The 17,410-nt window shown below is 63.3% G+C and carries 17 protein-coding genes (1 of these 17 running past the window's edge); 9 read left to right on the forward strand and 8 right to left on the reverse strand.

Features of this window, described 5'->3' with window-relative positions; all coding sequences use genetic code 11:
* Positions 1-237 precede the first annotated feature (237 nt).
* From LDB26_RS17840 to gyrB, 3 genes are read right to left on the reverse strand one after another with little or no spacing between them, the layout of a single operon-like run.
* Entirely contained in the window at positions 238-771 is a 534-nt protein-coding gene (locus tag LDB26_RS17840; RefSeq protein ID WP_373886132.1) for a COG3650 family protein, read from the reverse strand.
* The gene (locus LDB26_RS17845; protein ID WP_257539429.1) at positions 768-1,331 is read right to left on the reverse strand and encodes a DNA-3-methyladenine glycosylase I; all 564 of its coding nucleotides are present in this window, start codon (positions 1,329-1,331) and stop codon (positions 768-770) included. Before LDB26_RS17845 ends, LDB26_RS17840 begins: the two co-directional genes overlap by 4 nt.
* Positions 1,332-1,335: 4 nt before the next feature.
* Positions 1,336-3,843 (reverse strand): DNA topoisomerase (ATP-hydrolyzing) subunit B, encoded by a 2,508-nt coding sequence (gyrB, locus tag LDB26_RS17850; protein ID WP_257539430.1) that lies wholly within the window; start codon positions 3,841-3,843, stop codon positions 1,336-1,338.
* A gap of 86 nt (positions 3,844-3,929) precedes the next feature.
* Between gyrB and LDB26_RS17855 the strand changes: the two genes are divergently transcribed.
* On the forward strand, positions 3,930-4,421 hold the full coding sequence (locus tag LDB26_RS17855; protein ID WP_257542190.1) for a hypothetical protein: 492 nt from the start codon (positions 3,930-3,932) through the stop codon (positions 4,419-4,421).
* A 171-nt stretch (positions 4,422-4,592) separates the two neighbouring features.
* Positions 4,593-6,056, forward strand: coding sequence for a PLP-dependent aminotransferase family protein (locus LDB26_RS17860; RefSeq protein ID WP_257539431.1), 1,464 nt, complete (start codon positions 4,593-4,595; stop codon positions 6,054-6,056).
* Positions 6,057-6,122: 66 nt separating this feature from the next.
* On the opposite strand, the gene ppa is transcribed toward LDB26_RS17860, so the two are convergent.
* Together ppa and LDB26_RS17870 are read right to left on the reverse strand one after the other, a co-directional pair.
* A complete protein-coding gene (gene ppa, locus LDB26_RS17865; protein WP_062062397.1) occupies positions 6,123-6,662 on the reverse strand; it encodes an inorganic diphosphatase in 540 nt (179 codons plus the stop codon).
* Positions 6,663-6,697: 35 nt separating this feature from the next.
* Positions 6,698-8,629, reverse strand: coding sequence for a M61 family metallopeptidase (locus LDB26_RS17870; protein WP_062068379.1), 1,932 nt, complete (start codon positions 8,627-8,629; stop codon positions 6,698-6,700).
* A 149-nt stretch (positions 8,630-8,778) separates the two neighbouring features.
* Here LDB26_RS17870 and hisS point away from each other — a divergent pair, with 149 nt between their 5' ends.
* The 6 genes from hisS to LDB26_RS17900 all read left to right on the forward strand — a co-directional run bounded on the left by hisS (position 8,779) and on the right by LDB26_RS17900 (position 16,101).
* Positions 8,779-10,041, forward strand: a complete 1,263-nt coding sequence (gene hisS / locus LDB26_RS17875; RefSeq protein WP_257539432.1) for a histidine--tRNA ligase — start codon at positions 8,779-8,781, stop codon at positions 10,039-10,041.
* On the forward strand, positions 10,041-11,132 hold the full coding sequence (gene prfA, locus LDB26_RS17880) for a peptide chain release factor 1 (protein WP_373886133.1): 1,092 nt from the start codon (positions 10,041-10,043) through the stop codon (positions 11,130-11,132). Before hisS ends, prfA begins: the two co-directional genes overlap by 1 nt.
* Positions 11,133-11,143: 11 nt before the next feature.
* The gene (gene prmC / locus LDB26_RS17885) at positions 11,144-11,965 is read left to right on the forward strand and encodes a peptide chain release factor N(5)-glutamine methyltransferase (RefSeq protein ID WP_257542194.1); all 822 of its coding nucleotides are present in this window, start codon (positions 11,144-11,146) and stop codon (positions 11,963-11,965) included.
* 305 nt (positions 11,966-12,270) lie between these two features.
* Positions 12,271-13,023: a DUF4167 domain-containing protein gene (locus tag LDB26_RS17890; protein ID WP_062062406.1), complete on the forward strand. Its 753-nt coding sequence runs from the start codon at positions 12,271-12,273 to the stop codon at positions 13,021-13,023.
* 145 nt (positions 13,024-13,168) lie between these two features.
* A complete protein-coding gene (locus LDB26_RS17895; RefSeq protein WP_257539433.1) occupies positions 13,169-14,578 on the forward strand; it encodes a DUF4139 domain-containing protein in 1,410 nt (469 codons plus the stop codon).
* Entirely contained in the window at positions 14,575-16,101 is a 1,527-nt protein-coding gene (locus tag LDB26_RS17900; RefSeq protein ID WP_062062412.1) for a DUF4139 domain-containing protein, read from the forward strand. The genes LDB26_RS17895 and LDB26_RS17900 overlap by 4 nt, the downstream gene beginning before the upstream one ends.
* 15 nt (positions 16,102-16,116) lie before the next feature.
* On the opposite strand, the gene LDB26_RS17905 is transcribed toward LDB26_RS17900, so the two are convergent.
* Positions 16,117-16,494 carry an acyl-CoA thioesterase gene (locus LDB26_RS17905; protein ID WP_062062414.1) on the reverse strand — a complete coding sequence of 126 codons (378 nt, stop codon included), beginning with the start codon at positions 16,492-16,494 and terminating at the stop codon, positions 16,117-16,119.
* Positions 16,487-16,786: a hypothetical protein gene (locus LDB26_RS17910; RefSeq protein ID WP_062062417.1), complete on the reverse strand. Its 300-nt coding sequence runs from the start codon at positions 16,784-16,786 to the stop codon at positions 16,487-16,489. Before LDB26_RS17910 ends, LDB26_RS17905 begins: the two co-directional genes overlap by 8 nt.
* Positions 16,787-16,858: 72 nt before the next feature.
* Between LDB26_RS17910 and LDB26_RS17915 the strand changes: the two genes are divergently transcribed.
* Positions 16,859-17,287: a CBS domain-containing protein gene (locus LDB26_RS17915; RefSeq protein WP_062062420.1), complete on the forward strand. Its 429-nt coding sequence runs from the start codon at positions 16,859-16,861 to the stop codon at positions 17,285-17,287.
* Between the two features lie 9 nt (positions 17,288-17,296).
* Here LDB26_RS17915 and LDB26_RS17920 read toward each other — a convergent pair whose 3' ends face one another.
* Positions 17,297-17,410, reverse strand: partial view of a lipopolysaccharide biosynthesis protein gene (locus LDB26_RS17920; RefSeq protein ID WP_257539434.1) — the 3' portion only. The gene runs 1,374 nt beyond the window's last position; the window shows 114 of its 1,488 coding nt (coding positions 1,375-1,488); its start codon lies beyond the right edge, outside the window; its stop codon occupies positions 17,297-17,299.

Here is a 17,410-nt window from a genome sequence, read left to right on the forward strand (position 1 = left end):
TTTGGGTAGATCGGGGCGTAACGTTAATCCCCCGTCCCTTGAGGGCGGTTTAAAGGCGCGTGACGCGGGCCGAGGTTGCTCAGGCTTGGCAGCTTGCTGCCTGGCCATAGCTGGATGAGGGGGTATGTGCCGCCCGCAGGATAGCGCGGAACATAGCCCTTCCACCGCGCCTGACCATCTTTGGATGGCAAAGCCTTCCACCGCGCGAAGGTAAGGCAAATGCCGCCTTGGGACGGTCTACAGGCCTTCAGCCTCCGGATCGTCATCCCGTTCCCCGCCGCACCCTTTTAGAGTGCCCTCCCCGAACGCGATCTGCACCCGGTCGGACCAGATGGCGTCGCTCATCCCGTCGCTGCACGGCCCCTGGCTGACCGTCATGGTGAAGCTTTCGCCCAGATAGCGAAGGGTGCGCCGGTCATCCTCCCGCTCCACGGCAAAGCGTATCGGCACCTTGTCCGGCCGTTGCAGCGTGGCCACCGACCCGCGCACCGTCACCGCCCAGAAAGGCTCCGTCCCGATGGCACGATATTCCGCCCTTTCCGGGGCTTTTGTTTCCAACACAGGGACCGGCGGCGTTTCACGTGGAACAGTTGGAACAGTTGGAACAGGATTTTCCAAACCCTTTCCCTTCGCCATTTCATTCTGGGTTTCACCGCCATCGACAATCGGCGCCACCACCGCACCCGCGCTGTTATTCGCGGCCGGACTCTCGCCCTTCCCCCCGCATCCCGCGAGCGCCAGCGCCAGCATCAAGGGCAGCGCGCCCCTCACGCCGCGTCCCGCCGGAAGCAATGCGCGGCATGGTCGTTCACCAGCCCCACCGCCTGCATCCACGCATAGACGATGGTCGGCCCGACAAACTTGAAGCCGCGCTTCTTGAGGTCTTTGGAAATCTCCGCCGACAAAGGCGTCTGGGCGTGGACGGTGACGCCATCGCCTCTGATCGACGCGCCGCCGACGAAGGACCAGATATAGTCGGAAAAAGCTTCGCCCCGGTCTCGCATCTCGCAGAAGATTTGCGCGCCCCGAATCGTCGCCTCGATCTTCGCCCGCGCCCGCACGATGCCGGGGTCCGCCATCAGCCGCTCTATATCCGCCGCATCGAAGGCCGCCACCTTGTCCGGGTCGAACTGGGCGAAGGCAGCGCGGAACCCCTCCCGCTTCCGCAGGATGGTGATCCAGGAGAGGCCCGCCTGGAATCCCTCCAGCATCAGCGTTTCCCAGAGCATCCGCGAATCCCGCTCCGGCACACCCCATTCGGCGTCATGATAGGCGCGGTATAGCGGGTTCGTCCCCACCCAGACGCAGCGAGGCCGATCCGCATCGCGCACGGGATCAGACGTCCAGATTGGCGACGTTCAGCGCATTGTCCTGAATGAACTCACGCCGTGGTTCGACTACATCGCCCATCAGCCGGGTGAAAATCTCATCGGCCACGTCCGCCTGTTCGACTTCCACCCGCAGCATGGAGCGGTTGTCTGGGTCCAGCGTTGTTTCCCAAAGCTGCTCGGCATTCATCTCGCCCAGCCCCTTGTAGCGCTGGATCGCCAGCCCCTTGCGCCCGGCGGCCAGAATTGCGTCAAGCAGCTCGCTCGGCCGCGTGACGATGCTCGAACCCTTGGTCGCGGCGGGCAGGTCATCCTCGCCCGCCTCTTCCGCGGCCAGCGCGGCCTTGGCCGTTACCAGACGGCTGGGCGTCAGATAGCTGCCCGCTTCCTCCGCCGCGATGGCGTGCAGCCTGCGCGCCTCGGCCGATCCGATGAAGCCATGTTCGATGACATGATGATCGGTGACGCCGCGCCACAGCCGTTCGAAGTGGAAGCCGCCCTCCTCCGCGATTCGACCGCTCCATTTGCCTTCCTCGTCCTGCGCGCCCATCCACGCGACGCTGCTGGCCAGCCGCGCGGCCTGTTCGGCGTTGGACAGTTCGGGATCGAGCGCGCCATTGAGGCTCAGCGCCTCGATGATCGCGGGATTGTAGCGGCGCGGCACATAGCGCATCACTGCCCGCATTCGCCGCGCATGTTCGATCAGCGAACGCAGATCCTCGCCCGTGCGGGTGCCGCCGCTGGTGTCGAGCGCCATATGCTCGACGCCATTGTCGACCAGATACTGCTCCAACGCGGCTTCGTCCTTGAGATAGACTTCGGACCGCCCCCGCGTCGCCTTGTAGAGCGGCGGCTGAGCGATAAAGAGATGGCCCGCCTCGATGATCTGCGGCATCTGGCGATAGAAGAAGGTCAGCAGCAGCGTGCGGATATGCGCGCCGTCGACGTCGGCGTCCGTCATGATGACGATCTTGTGATAACGCAGCTTTTCCAGGTTAAAGTCGTCGCGGATGCCCGTGCCCATCGCCTGGATCAGCGTGCCGATCTCCTTGGACGACAGCATCCGGTCGAAACGGGCGCGTTCCACGTTCAGGATCTTGCCCTTGAGCGGCAGGATCGCCTGATTGTGCCGGTTGCGGCCTTGCTTGGCCGACCCCCCCGCCGAATCGCCTTCGACCAGGAACAGTTCGGACTTGGCCGGATCGCGCTCCTGACAATCGGCGAGCTTGCCGGGCAGGGAGGCGATGTCCATCACGCCCTTGCGTCGCGTCAGCTCGCGCGCCTTCTTCGCGGCCTCGCGGGCGGCGGCGGCGTCAATCACCTTCTGCACGATCATGCGCCCATGCGCGGGATTTTCCTCCAGCCATTCCGCCATCTTGTCGGCCATCAGGCTTTCGAGCGGCTGGCGCACTTCGGATGAGACTAGCTTGTCCTTGGTCTGGGACGAGAATTTGGGGTCGGGCAGTTTCACCGAAACGATCGCGGTCAAGCCTTCGCGCATATCCTCGCCGGTGAGGGAGACCTTCTCCTTCTTCAGCATCCCCGACTTGTCCGCATAATTATTGAGCGTCCGGGTCAGCGCCGCGCGGAACGCCGCCAGATGGGTGCCGCCGTCACGCTGCGGGATGTTGTTCGTGAAACACAGGACATTTTCATAATAGCTATCGTTCCACTCCAGCGCGACGTCGATGGTCACATCGTCGCGGGTGCCTGCAATGGCGATGGGATCGGGCATCAGCGCGGTCTTGTTGCGGTCCAGATATTTGACGAAGGCCGCGATGCCGCCTTCATAGAACAGCTCGACTTCCTTCTTCTCCTCATGCCGCGCGTCGATCAGGAACAGGCGCACGCCCGAATTGAGGAACGCCAGTTCGCGATAGCGATGCTCCAGCTTCTCGAAATCGAATTCCGTGTGGTTCTTGAACGTGCCGCCGTCTCCGGGAACCTTCTCGATCGAAGGGAGGAAGGTGACGCGCGTTCCCTTCTTGCCTTCGGGCGCAGCGCCGATCACCTTGAGCGGAGCGACTGCGTCGCCATAGGCGAAGCGCATATAATGCTCTTGGCCGTCCCGCCAGATATTGAGGTCCAGATATTCGCTGAGCGCATTCACCACCGACACGCCGACGCCGTGTAAGCCGCCCGATACCTTATAGGCGTTATCGTCGGATGTATTCTCGAACTTTCCGCCGGCATGAAGCTGGGTCATGATGACCTCGGCGGCCGACACGCCCTCTTCCTTGTGGATGCCGGTCGGAATGCCGCGCCCATTATCCTCGACGCTGATCGACCCTTCGGGGTTCAACGTGATGAGGATTCGGTCGCAATGCCCGGCGAGCGCTTCGTCGATCGCATTGTCGCTGACCTCGAACACCATGTGATGCAGGCCGGACCCGTCATCGGTGTCGCCGATGTACATGCCGGGGCGTTTCCGCACCGCATCCAGCCCTTTGAGGACCTTGATACTGTCGGCGCCGTAACTGTTGCTGTTGGGGCTGTTCTGGGTTTCCTCGCTCATACACGAGCATATAGGGAGTCGGGCCGCGAAACTAAAGCGAAACATGCCTTCTTCCGCTTGGCGATGGCACGGTCTATCACGGGATGATGCGAAGCCTGATTTCCCTGTTTCTTCTTCTTTCCGCCTGTTCCGACAGCAGCGACGTGCTGGAGGAATTGCCCAACAGCTCGATAGCGGGCGCGCCGCGGGACAGCGTGCCGGAAACCCGTCTGGAATCCCACCTGACAAGGCCTGTCACCATTGGGGAGGACGGCTCACGCCTCGACGCCTGCGGCGGGTTGGGGCAGGTGGTCCGGGCAGGCGCAAGGGGACTGGCGGTGCGCGCCGCGCCCTTTGACGAAGCGCAGGAAACCGGGCGAATGGCGGAAGGCAGCCGGGCGTTCATCTGCACCCGCAGCCTCGACCAGAAATGGCTGGGCGTGGTCATTCCCCCGGCCGTTCCAGCGCAGACGGCGGAGAATGCCGCCGGTCCGGAGGATTGCGGCGTTTCCTCTCCCGTGGACCGCAAGCAACCCTATGACGGCCCCTGCGAAAGCGGTTGGGTATCGAGCGCGTTCATACGCCTGATCGCTGGTTAGGCCATGCCCGGATGGTCGATCTCCCCTCGACTGCCGGAAGGAAACATCCCAGTGGGCCCGTTTCGCCCGTGATTTTCCAATTACAGTCTTAAATCCCTGCCAATGGCCTTTTACAAAATGGCCATTGTTCGATAATGGCGCGGTCATCATGCAAAATTGGATCCGTTTGCCATGTCCACATCTTTTCTCAGGCCACCTTCCCTGCTCCGCCTTTTGGGCGCATGGCGCGCTGAAAACAGTCCGGAACCAGCCTACCGCCAATTGGCGCAGGCTTTGCGGATGCTGGTGCTGGATGGCCGCGTCGGTCTGGACGTCCGCTTGCCGGGAGAACGCGAACTTGCGGCTGCGCTGGGGTTGAGCCGCACGACGATCGCTGCCGCGTTCGACCGGTTACGGGATGAAGGCTATCTGGAAAGCCGTCAGGGATCGGGCAGCGTGACCCGCCTGCCCGCCGGTCGAATCGCGCCCGTTCTGCCGGATATTGATGCAGCGAACGGAAGCAATCTGCTCAACTGGACGCATGCGGCCCTTCCTGCCGCGCCCGGTGTGGGCCGCGCCATTCAGGCGGCGGTTGAGATGTTGCCCGCCTTTCTGGGCGACCTGGGTTATGATCCCTTGGGCTTGCCGCCGTTGCGGCGCGCCATAGCGGCAGATTTTGAGCGGCGTGGCTGTCCCACCAGCCCGGACCAGATCATCGTCACCAATGGCGCGCAGCAAGGCTTCTCCCTGCTCATACAGTGGCTGGCCGGACCGGGCGACCGGGTGGTGATCGATCACCCGACCTATCATAATGTGATCCAGGCGTTGCAACGCGCGCATGTCGTGCCTGTGCCGGTGGGCCTCCCCATGCAGGGATGGGACATTGACGCGATGGAAGCGGCCTTCCGCCAGACGGCGCCGCGCTTTGCCTATGTGATCGCGGATTTCCACAATCCTACCGGCCGCAGCATGGACCCGGTGACGCGCCGGTCGCTGGTGGAAGTCGCGACCGCCACGCATACCCCGCTCATCATCGACGAGACGATGGTGGCGATGGGTCTGGACTTTACCCCGCCCGCGCCGGTCGCGGTGCACGATCCTTCGGGGCGGCAGGTCATTACTTTAGGTTCGGCAAGCAAGCTTTATTGGGGCGGGCTGCGCGTCGGCTGGATTCGCGCCGATCCGCAGACCATCGCGGCGCTGGGGCGGCTGCGTACGACGATGGATATGGCCAGCCCGGTCGTAGAGCAGCTTGCAGTCGCGCATCTGCTGGATGCGGGAGAAGGACTGGGATCGCGCGCGGCGCTGCTGCGGGACCGGCGCGATCATCTGCTGGCGCTGCTGGAACGGCATCTGCCGCACTGGCGGATCGAATCGCCTGCGGGCGGCCTGTCCTTGTGGGCGGAAATGCCCCGCGCCGAAGCCACGGCGCTCGCGGCGCTGGCTGAAAGCCATGGCGTGCGGATCGCGCCCGGCCCGCGTTTCGGCGTCAGCGGCGCATTCGAACGATTCCTGCGCCTGCCCTTCGCCTTGCCGGAAGAGCAGCTGGCCATTGGCGTTGAACGGCTGGCGCAGGCCGACGCGCGGCTCCATGCGCGGACGCCGGCGGGCGGCGATACGCCGGCCCTGGCCCTGGAAGCGGACCGGTTGATTTAAGGCATGAATAAGGGCCGCGGAGACATGCCGCCGCGGCCCTTATTGCGAGACATAGTGGCAGAAGGTTCAGGCCTTCTTGCTGTCCCGATAGCGTTCGATCGCTTCAAGGATGATGCGGCGGGCATCTTCTGCCCCGCCCCATGTGCCGATCCGCACCCACTTTTCCTTTTCCAGATCCTTATAGTGGGTGAAGAAATGTTCGATCTGCTGCATCACGATGCCGGGCAGGTCGTCTTTCTCACCTACATCGGTATAATAGGGAAAGGTCTTGTCGTCCGGCACGCAAACCAGCTTTTCATCGCCGCCGGCTTCGTCTTCCAGATTGAGCACCGCGATGGGCCGCGCGCGCACGACGCTGCCCGGAATGAAGGGCGAGCGCGCGATGACCAGCGCGTCGAGCGGATCGCCGTCGGGCGACAGCGTGTGCGGCACGAAGCCGTAATTGGCGGGATAGCGCATCGGCGTATGCAGGATACGATCCACGAACAATGCGCCCGATGCCTTGTCGAACTCATATTTGACGGGCTCGCCGCCGACCGGAACCTCGATGATGACGTTCAGGCTGTTGGGCGGATCGTCGCCGACCGGGATCAGTTCGATATTCATGATGTGGCCTTTGTTTCGCGTGGGTTTGCGGGTGATTATGTTTTCGGTTTGAGCAGCCGGTCGAGGCTGCCTTCACCCTCTCCTGTCTTTTCGAGGCGCGGATAGCGCAGGCCTCCTGAATATGCGAGAGACAAAGTGCGGTAATATTTGTCCTGCTTGACGATGATCTGGATCGGCGTTCTGGCGTCGGTAGCGTTCTTGATCGCCATCTTGAAGACATCGGCTGAATATTCATTGCCGTTCACCGCAACAATGGTGGAACCGACCGCAAGGCCAGCCTTGAAAGCGGTGCTGTCCCAGACCACGGACGCGATTTCCCCGCTGTTCTTGACTGTGAGGCCGAGGCCGAAGCTCTGGTCCACGACCTTCTGTGCGCTCTCGACGGCCTTGGTGATGCTGCCCGGCGTGTCGCCATAGGCAAGGCGATAGCCACCCAGCGTAAAGCCGCCCTTGGGCGTTTCCCGCGTCGTGCCATCCACATGTTTCTGGAAGAAGCCCGCCCAGTCATAGGGCGCGACATCGTTCAGCGTTTTGATGACATCGCCCCGATTATAGACGACCTGTCCCCAATCGCCCGGATTGATGCCGAAGAAGGCTCGGGCGAAATCATCCAGACCTTTCTTGCCCTTCGTCTGCTGGCGGAGGATCGCATCGGCTTCCAGCCAGATCATCAGGCCTTCATTATAATAGTCCTCGGACCGCTGCCAGCTCGCCCAGCCTTTCGGACGGCGCGCGGAAATGACGGGGTCGAGCGTCGTGTCCTCCATCGGCCGCCATTCTCGGCCCTTTGCCGTGTCGAGTTTCGCCGCGATCTGGGCATAAGCATCCAGCGTCTCCTGCTTGGAGAACAGGCCCGACCGCGCGCCCAGCACATAGCCCCAGAACTGCGTCTGCCCTTCATAGACCCACAGCAGATTGTCCTGCATCGGGGTACGGAAATCGGGCGTCCACAGCAGGTCCGGGCGGCGGAACTTGCCGTCCCAGCTATGGGTGAATTCGTGCGGTAACAGGTTGCGGTCCAGCAGCGCCTCGCCCGAATCCCAATTCTTGAAATAGCCCGGCTCGACCTGATTCTCCGATGAGCGGTGATGTTCGAGGCCAATGCCGCCCATCTCGTCGGTGATGGCGAGCAGGAAATCATAATGATCGAAATGCATGCTGCCGAACAGCGCCTTGGCTTCTGCCACCAGCTTCTTGTGCTTGGCGATCTGCTCCGGCTTATAGTCCAGTTCGTCCGCATCGTCGGCGACGATGTTCAGCGTCACATCGCTACCAAGGTCCACGGCCTTAAAATGGCTTCCCGCAAAAACCGGCGAATCCTGCAAGGCTTCATAGTCGATCACGTCATAGGCGACGCTGTTGCCGCTCCGCCGTCCGCGCAGAGCGGTCGCGGCCTGCCATCCGGCGGGATAGGCGACGGTTGCCTGCACCGGGATCTGGCGGGTGAAATAACCGGCGGGATAAAGCGACACCGCTTCCCACTGGATGTTGAGCATCTTGGGCGTCACCACGACGCGGCCCTGATTGGGGGCGGTGGCGGACAGGAACTGGAACTGGGCGGCGACCTCTTTCGCGCCCGGCGGCACGTCGATCTGAAAGGCGTAGACATCCAGCGGATCGCGCTTCCACGCCAGCGGCCTGCCATTGGCGGTGAAGGTAAGGCCAGTGAGTTTTTCGATCTGCCCGCGCGGCGCGTGATTGCCCGGCAACCATTGCGGCATCAGCAGGGTCATCGGACCGCTGGCCGCGACGGGAATCGTTTCCTTGACGCGGAAAATGCGCTGCACCGTATCGGTCGCGTCCACCTCCAGCCGGATCGTGCCACCGGGATAGGGCACATCCTTCGGCGCGGGCGTGGCGTCGTTGACGGGCAGGGCCATTGGTTTGGAACGGATCGCTTCCTGCGCCTGGAGCGGACTGGCGGCGGCGGTGGAAAGGCAAAGGGCGGCAGCAAGGCTGCGGATCATGGACGTCTCCGAAAAGGACTGGCCGGTCGGCCTGATGGCGTCAGCATGGCGGCGCGAAGCGGCCTCGTCCACCCTGCAACGGCCTGACGACATTATGCGATAAAAAAGCGCGTTTCCTTGCAGCTTGTTTGCGGTTAAGGGCCCGTGCCATGGCGAAAATAGAAACGCCGCGCCCGGTGCGCGGCACGCAGGACATGCTGGGCGGCACCCCCGAAGCGTTCCAGGAGCGTTTCGCGCATGTGGTCGCGACCTTTGATCGGGTGCGCCGGCTCTATGGCTTTGAGCGCGTGGAAGTCCCTGTGTTCGAAGCAACGGTGGTGTTCGCCCGCTCGCTGGGCGAGAGCACGGACGTGGTGTCAAAGGAAATGTATACGTTCGAGGACCGGGGCGGCGACAGCATCACTCTGCGCCCGGAATTCACGGCGGGTATCTCGCGCGCCTATATTACCGAAGGCTGGCAGCAATATGCGCCGCTGAAGGTCGCGACGCACGGCCCATTGTTCCGTTACGAACGCCCGCAAAAGGGCCGGTTCCGCCAATTTCACCAACTCGATGCCGAAATCATCGGCGCGGGGGAGCCGGGCGCGGACGTGGAGCTGCTGGTCTTCGCCGATCAGTTGCTGCGGGAACTGGGCGTATCCGAAGGCGTGACGCTCACTCTCAATACGCTGGGCGATGCGGACAGCCGCGAGGCTTGGCGCGCCGCGCTGATCGCGCATTTCGAGGCGCACCGCGAACAGCTTTCGGAGGACAGCCTCGACCGCCTCCATCGCAATCCGCTGCGTATCCTCGACAGCAAGGACCCGCGCGATCGCCCCGTGGCGGACAGCGCGCCGGACATTGATGCTTATCTCACCGACGAAGCGCGCGGCTTCTTCGAGAAAGTGACGAGCGGCCTCGACGCGGCGGGCGTGGCGTGGGAACGCAATCCCCGGCTGGTGCGCGGGCTGGATTATTACCGGCACACCGCGTTCGAGTTCATCACCGATAGGCTGGGCGCGCAGGGCACGGTGCTGGGTGGCGGGCGCTATGACGGGTTGATCGAAAATCTGGGCGGTCCCGCCACGCCGGCGGTCGGCTGGGCGGCAGGGATCGAGCGGCTCGCGATGCTGGTCGAGCTGCCGGAGATCGCCCGCATCGACGTGGCCGTCATCCCGATGGGTGAGGCGGCGGAAGCCAAGGCGACAGGCATCATCGCCGACTTGCGCCGCGCCGGCGTCGCCTGCGATATGGGTTATCGTGGCAATATGAAGAAGCGGATGCAGCGCGCCAATGCGAGTGGGGCGGCCTGGGCGGTGATCCTGGGCGACGATGAACTGGCGCGCGGCGAAGCATCCGTCCGCAATCTGGGCACAGGTGAACAGCAGGCGGTGGCGCTGGATACGCTCGTGGGCAAGCTGACGGCGCTCTGATGCACATCTCCGCCGAACGCATCGCGCAGATCGAAGCGCGCAGGGACGAAGTGCAAGCGTCGATGACGCGCGCCGACCTGCCTCCTGACGAGTTTGTGCGGCTCTCCAAGGAATATGCCGAGATCGAGCCGGTAGCGAGGGCCGCGCATGAAGTGCGGCGGTTGCGGCAGGAACTCCTCGCGCTGGAGCAGATGGCGGGCGGCGAGGGGGCGGAGGTCGACCCCGCCATGCGTGAAATGGCGCAGGAAGAGATGCAGCATATCAAGGCGCAGTTGCCCGCCGCCGAGCGTGCCCTCGCGCTGCAACTTCTGCCCCGCGATTCGGCCGACGCGCGCCCGGCCATGCTGGAAATCCGCGCCGGCACCGGCGGCGATGAGGCAGCGCTGTTCGCGGGCGACCTGTTCCGCATGTATCAGCGCTATGCCGATTCGCAGGGCTGGAAGATGGAGATGATGTCCGCCAATGCCGCGGAAGTTGGCGGCTTCAAGGAAGTCGTCGCCAGCATCACCGGCATCGGCGTCTTTGCCAAGCTGAAGTTCGAAAGCGGCGTCCATCGCGTCCAGCGCGTGCCTGTTACCGAAAGCGGGGGCCGCATCCATACCTCCGCCGCGACCGTCGCGGTCCTCCCCGAGCCGGAGGAGGTGGACGTCCAGATCGCCGACGGCGACCTCAAGATCGACATCTACCGTGCTTCGGGCGCTGGCGGTCAGCATGTCAATACGACCGATTCCGCCGTCCGCATCACCCATTTGCCGAGCGGCCTTGTCGTGACGCAGCAGGATGAGCGATCCCAGCACAAGAACAAGGCGAAGGCGATGCAGGTGTTGCGCGCCCGTCTTTACGAACTGGAGCGCGACCGCGCCCAGAGCGAACAGGCCGGCGCGCGCAAGGCGATGGTCGGATCGGGCGATCGTTCCGAACGCATCCGCACCTATAATTTCCCGCAGGGCCGCGTCACCGACCACCGCATCAACCTGACCCTCCACCGCCTGCCGGAGATATTGGAAGGGCCGGGCCTGTCCGAAGTCATCGACGCGCTGGTGGCGGAGGATGAAGCCGCGCGCCTTGCCCAGCTGGATGGTGTGGGCTGATCGTGGCGCCGATCGCCGAAAAGCTCCGCGCTGCGGCGGCTTTGCTCGGCGCGCGGAGCGACACGCCCCGTCTCGACGTGGAGCTGCTGCTCGCACATGCGTTGGGCCTGACGCGGGGCGATCTGCTCCTGCGTCAGCGCGACCTTGCCGTTCCCGCTGCGTTTGACCGGCTGATCGAACGCCGCCTCGCCGGGGAGCCGGTTGCTTATATCACGGGCGTTCGCGACTTCTGGACCATCAGCCTGCGGGTGACGCCGGACGTTCTGATCCCGCGGCCCGACAGCGAAACGCTGATCGAGGCGGCGATTGAGCATTTTGGGAACTATGCGCCTGCCGATGTGCTCGACCTAGGCACGGGGTCGGGCGCCTTGTTGCTCGCCGCGCTGGATCAATGGCCGATGGCGCGCGGTCTGGGCATCGACATATCGTCCGGCGCGCTGGCCGTGGCGAAAGAGAATGCCGCTCGCCTCGGTCTGTCCGGGCGAGCGGCCTTCCGCATCGGCGATTGGGCGGAAGGCGTTCGGGAAACATTCGACCTCATCCTCGTCAATCCGCCCTATATAGCCAGGAGCGTAGCCTTGTCGGACGATGTGTTGCACGAGCCGGAAGGCGCATTGTTCGCCGGGGCTGAGGGATTGGACGACTATCGCCGCATCGCCCCTCAACTGCCTCATTTGCTGAGGCCCCACGGCATGGCGGCGATTGAGATCGGATATGACCAGCGGGAGAGCGTTTCAGCGCTCTTTTCCGCCGCGGGATTGCTTGTCGAGGTTCGGCGCGATCTTGCCGGACATGATCGGTGCCTTGTGGTTCGCAAGCCGGTTCTCCGTTGATGGCAGGAATTGCGGGGACGCAAGCGAAAATCACTTGGTTTATGGGATCAAAGACACTACATGGACCTGAGGGACGGCTCTGTCTTAAGGGTTTGGCCGCTAGGCCGCTGATGGAAATGGCCGTCTTCCCGCTTCTTAAAGTCACGATGGCGCGGCATGCCGATGCCTCTGGCAGCTAAGGGCAAGGGTCCATGCGGATCTCTGTCCGGCGGAGCTATACGGCCTGATAAGCGGGCCGAGCTGGGGAATGGCGACTGAACAGTGTCTTCAGTAAATTTTATCATAGTGAACGCAAGGACCAGGTCTTGATCAACAACAGGCAGGCCGGTCGCCGCAATCGCGGCCGGAACAACGGGCGTCCCAACAATGGCAACCGGGGCGGCGGCGACAACGGGAACCGGATCGACAGTCGCGCGCGGGGAAACGCGGCACAACTTCTTGAAAAATATAAGAATATGGCGCGTGATGCCCAGATGGCGGGCGATCGGGTGAACGCTGAATATTATCTTCAGTTCGCCGATCATTATTTCCGCGTCCTCGCCGACAATCGCGCCCGGCAGGAAGAGCAGCAACAGCGCTTCCGCCGCTATGATGAGAATTTCGACGATGATGGCGAAGATGTCGATGCGGGCGACGAGGGCGAAGGCGCGCATGTCGAGCAGCCGAATGAGCGCGCTGACCAGCCCCATCACCGCCGCCGGGATGGCCGGGATGAACGGCGCGACGACCGTGAAGGACGTGAGCGGCGTGACCGGAACGTCCGGGAACGTCCGGCCGCTGCCGAAACGCCCGAGCAGCCGCTGCCCGCGCAGGATGTTTCGCCGGCCGGCGTGACCGCGCCGGAACCTCAGCCTGAAACCGAAGCGCCACGCCCCCGCCGGGGTCGTCCACGCAAGGCGGATGCAGCCAAGGCGGCGGAGGAAAAGGCCGAGGGGCTGGATATTGCTGTGCTGCCCCCGTCGATCGCGCGGGCCGACAATGATAGCGAGGCACCGGAAGACGAAGCGCCCCGCAAGCGCACCCGTCGCCCTCGTGCGGCGACCCAGGCGGCGGAGTAATCGCCGCCTCGCGCTTCGATCGCGACCATCGAAACCAAAAGAAAAGGGGATGGCGGATTTCCGGTCATCCCCTTTTTTTGTGCGCTTTGCATATCGGCCGTAATGAGGCAGAACGGATCAGCCGCCGGGGAGGGAGCCGATCCTGATGCACACCGTTCGTCTGTTTTCCACCTTGTTGTTCGCTTTGCCTGTCGCCGCCTTCGCGCAGCCTTCCTCTTCCGATCCGACGGGTGCTTCGGCGCAGGGCGATGTATCCGTCACCATCTATAACGATAATCTCGCGCTTATTCAGGACGTGCGGCAGATCGCCATTCCATCGGGCGTCAGCAAGATCGAGTTTCCCGACGTGTCCGCGCAGATTCGCCCAGAAACCCTCTCCTTTGCGGCGGACGGCGCCTCGATCGTCGAGCAGAATTTCGATTTCGATCTGCTGTCCCCGGCCAAGCTGATGGAAAAGGCGGTGGGCAAGACCGTCACCATTGTCCGCACCAATCCCGCGACCGGCGCAGAGGTGCGGGAACAGGCCAAGGTGCTGGGTGTCAATGGCGGCACGGTGCTCCAGATCGGGAGCCGGATAGAGGTGCTGCGCGACGATGGTTTGCCGGTGCGCGTCATTTTCGACCGTGTTCCCGCCAATCTGCGGGCGCGTCCGACCCTTTCCGTGACGGTGGACAGCGCGCGGGCCGGAACGCGTCCGGCCGCGATCCGCTATCTGACCCCTGGTCTGGGCTGGAGTGCGGATTATGTCGCGCTGTTCGATGCCAAGGCAGGCCGGATCGACGTGCAGGGCTGGATCACGCTTACTAATAATTCGGGTACGGCCTATGACAATGCCCGGACGCTGCTGGTGGCGGGCAGCGTCAATCAGGGTGGGTCGGCGCGCTATACGCCCGTGCGCCGGACCAATATCCGCGCCGCCGGAACCGAAACGGCCGCGCGCGAGCAGCTGGGTGATTTCTATCTCTATCCGCTGGCCGCCCGCACGACGATTGCGGAGCGGCAGACCAAGCAGGTCAGCTTTCTGGATGTGCAGGCCGTTCCAGCCGAGGCGGGCTATGCCTATGACAATGCATGGCTGAGCAGTTCCGACGAACCGCAGAGCGCGCGCAGCGTCGTCACCTTTTCCACCTCGCGCACCGGCGGGCTGGGCGATGCGCTGCCTGCGGGGACGGTCCGCTTTTACATGAAGGATGCATCGGGCGCGCCGCAATTCATTGGTGAAAACAGCGTGGACCATACGCCGATGGGGAGCGAACTCGCGCTGTCCACCGGCGGTGCCTTTGATGTGAAGGTGAAGCCGGTGGTGGAACAGCGCGAGCGTTTGTCGCCGGCCAAATGGCGGTCGCACATGCGCTATGACCTGACCAATGCCAAGGCCGATCCGGTCACGGTCGAACTCACCCAGTCCGGCCTCGATTTCATTTATGATGACACCCGGATCGTCAATGAAAGCCAGCCGTCTCGCCGGGTCAACAGCAATGCGGCGCGCTGGACGGTGACGGTTCCCGCCAATGGGACGGCGACCGTTACGGCTGTCTTCGAAACCCGCTATTGACCAGCTTCGTGCGGCGCTGGCTCTTTCCGTTGCTTGCCCTGTTTCCGGCATCGGTCGGAGCGCATACCGTTGTGACATCGACCCTGGCCGAATCGGCATCGGTGACCGTCTATCGCAATCCCGATCGCGGCGAAGGCGCAATCGATCCCCGATTTCCGGAAGGCTTCGCTCTTATAAGCGAGAAAAGGCGAATCACGCTTCCGGCAGGCGAATCGACGATCCGGTTCGAAGGCGTGGCTGATGGGATGATCGCGGTCAGTGCCGTCGTCACGGGGCTACCGGGCGGTGTCGTCCAGAAAAACCGTGACGCGAAACTGCTTTCGCCCGCGGCGTTGGTCGACGGCACGCTGGGGCGCACCGTCCACCTGCGCCGCACCGATCCGGCGACGGGCAAGGTGACGGAGCAGGACGCCATCATCCGGTCCGCCTCCAGTGAAGCGCTGGTGCTGGAAACGCAGCAGGGCGTGGAGGGGCTGCGCTGCTCCGGCCTGCCGGAAACCGTCACCTATGATTCGCTGCCGCCCGATTTGTCGATTCGTCCTACATTGTCGGTAACGACCAACAGTCCGGCTGCGGCCGAGACGGAGGTGACGCTGACATACCTTGCCACCGGCTTCGACTGGGCGGCGAACTATGTGGCGCGGATCAGGCCCGATGGACGGTCGATGGACCTGTTCGCATGGCTGACCGTGGCCAATGGCAACCAGACGGCTTTTCCGCAGGCCAGCCTGCTTGCCGTGGCCGGGCGCCTGAACCGGACGTCGGATTATGATGCGCTAGTGGAAGACGCGCCGTCTCCCCGGCTGATGCTGCGATGCTGGCGCTTTGAAGGCTATGCTGCTGCCCCCGGCTGGATGGGCGGCGCGCCGCAACCTGCCCCGCCTCCGATGGCCGCCCCGGCCATGATGGCTGCGCGGATGGCGGAGGATATCGTCGTAACGTCGCAGCGTGTCGCCCGGCAGGAAGAGCTGGGCGACCTCAAACTTTATCGCGTGCCGATGGCTGTCGACATCAATCCCAACGCGCAAAAGCAGGTCGCGCTGCTGCACAGGGATAGCATCGCTTTTGAATCCTATTATGCCGCGCAGCTGCTGGCCTCGGACGAAAGCCCGCAGCCACGCCCCCTCCACCGCATGATACGGTTCGACAACAGGGAAGATCGGGGGGCGGGCGTGCCTTTGCCGTCGGGCGGCATCGCCATTTTCGCGCCGCGCGGCGATGAATCGCTGCTGCTGGCGGATTCGCAGATGCGCGACTATGCCAAAGGCGAAACGATCCGTGTCGAAGCGGGAGAAACCACGCAACAGACCATTGTGCAGGAGAGGTGGGGCAAGGGGATGCGCCTGACCCTGGCCAATGCGGCTTCTTCCCCCGCGACGGCGGAAATCGAGATCGCCGATGCTGAAGGGGCCAGACTGGTTTCTCCATCGCGTCGACTTGCCCGGCGCGACGGGCGATGGTTATGGAAAGCCGTTATTCCCGCCAACGGGGCCGCTTCACTGGAATATCGGGTTCGCGAATAGAAGAAGTGCTGGCGTCTAACCTGTCGGCAAGGGGCGCGGGCGATGATGCTCATCCAGCGCCACGAAAGTGAAGAGTCCGCTGGTAAGATCGACCTTGCGCTGGTCCTTGCCGCGTGTCGCCGCCACATCGATGCGGATGCCGATGGACGTGCGGCCCCGCCGTTCCTCATAAGCATAGAGCGACACTATATCGCCCAGCAGGATGGGGGAGATGAACTTCATGCTTTCGATCGCCACGGTCGCCACTGGCCCCTGCGCGATTCGCCCCGCGACGATGCCGCCCGCAATATCCATCTGACTGAGCACCCATCCGCCGAAGATATGGCCGTTGCTGTTGATGTCGATGATGTGCGGAACGACCCGCAGCACTACTTCGCGTTCGGGATCAGTCATCAAGGGGAAATTCGTCCTTCATCCGGTCCATCACCTGTTCGTCATGCCCCGTCCCGCTGGACAGGAAGACCAGCGCCATAAGGCCCGTGCCCAGCATGAAGGTCAACCATACGCCGATAATCGTGGCTATCACCATATGGACCGGCATGGGACCGGTCCATATGGTGAGAAAGGCGAGCGCCAGGACCACGCAAAGCGCGCCGCCCAGGGCCATCCACGCCATGACCCGGCGAAACCGGGACCATGCCGTGGCCGCTATATGCGGATCATCCAGAGCTTCCTTGCGTCTCATCCCTTTTCTTTGGGGAGTGAAAGTGGGATCATCAAGATGTGACGCACAATCTATTGAAAAGGAGGAGGGGTCATGACGGTCGCTGCGATTCTGCAATATAAGGGACGCGATGTCGTTCAGGTGCAGTCGGGAGAGAGCGTTCTTGCCGCGGTGAAGCTGATCGCCGAGCGCCGGATCGGCTGCGTTCCGGTGGTTGACGAAGGAAAGGTGGTCGGCATCTTTTCCGAACGCGATCTCCTTTATCATGTGGCGCAGCATGGCCCATCCGCGCTGGAGCGCACGGTGGGGGAGATAATGACGGCGCCGGCCATCACGATCGATATGGATACGCCGATCATCCACGGCCTGTCGTTGATGACCAAGCGGCGCATTCGCCATTTGCCGGTGCTGGTCGACGGATCGCTGGTGGGAATCGTGTCGATCGGCGATCTCGTCAAATATCGGATCGACCGGATCGAATCGGAAGCGGCCGCGCTGCGGGACTATATCCAGACGGCCTGATTCGCGATTTCAGGCGGGCGCCTGCACCGGGGGCGTTCGCCTGACGATCAGGCCGACCAATTCCATCAGCGTTCCGCGCGCGCAGAGCATCAAGGCCGCCAGAAAAGCCAATGCGCCCGATGG

The sequence above is a fragment of the Sphingobium sp. CFD-1 genome, from assembly GCF_024611115.1.
Classification (GTDB): domain Bacteria; phylum Pseudomonadota; class Alphaproteobacteria; order Sphingomonadales; family Sphingomonadaceae; genus Sphingobium; species Sphingobium baderi_A.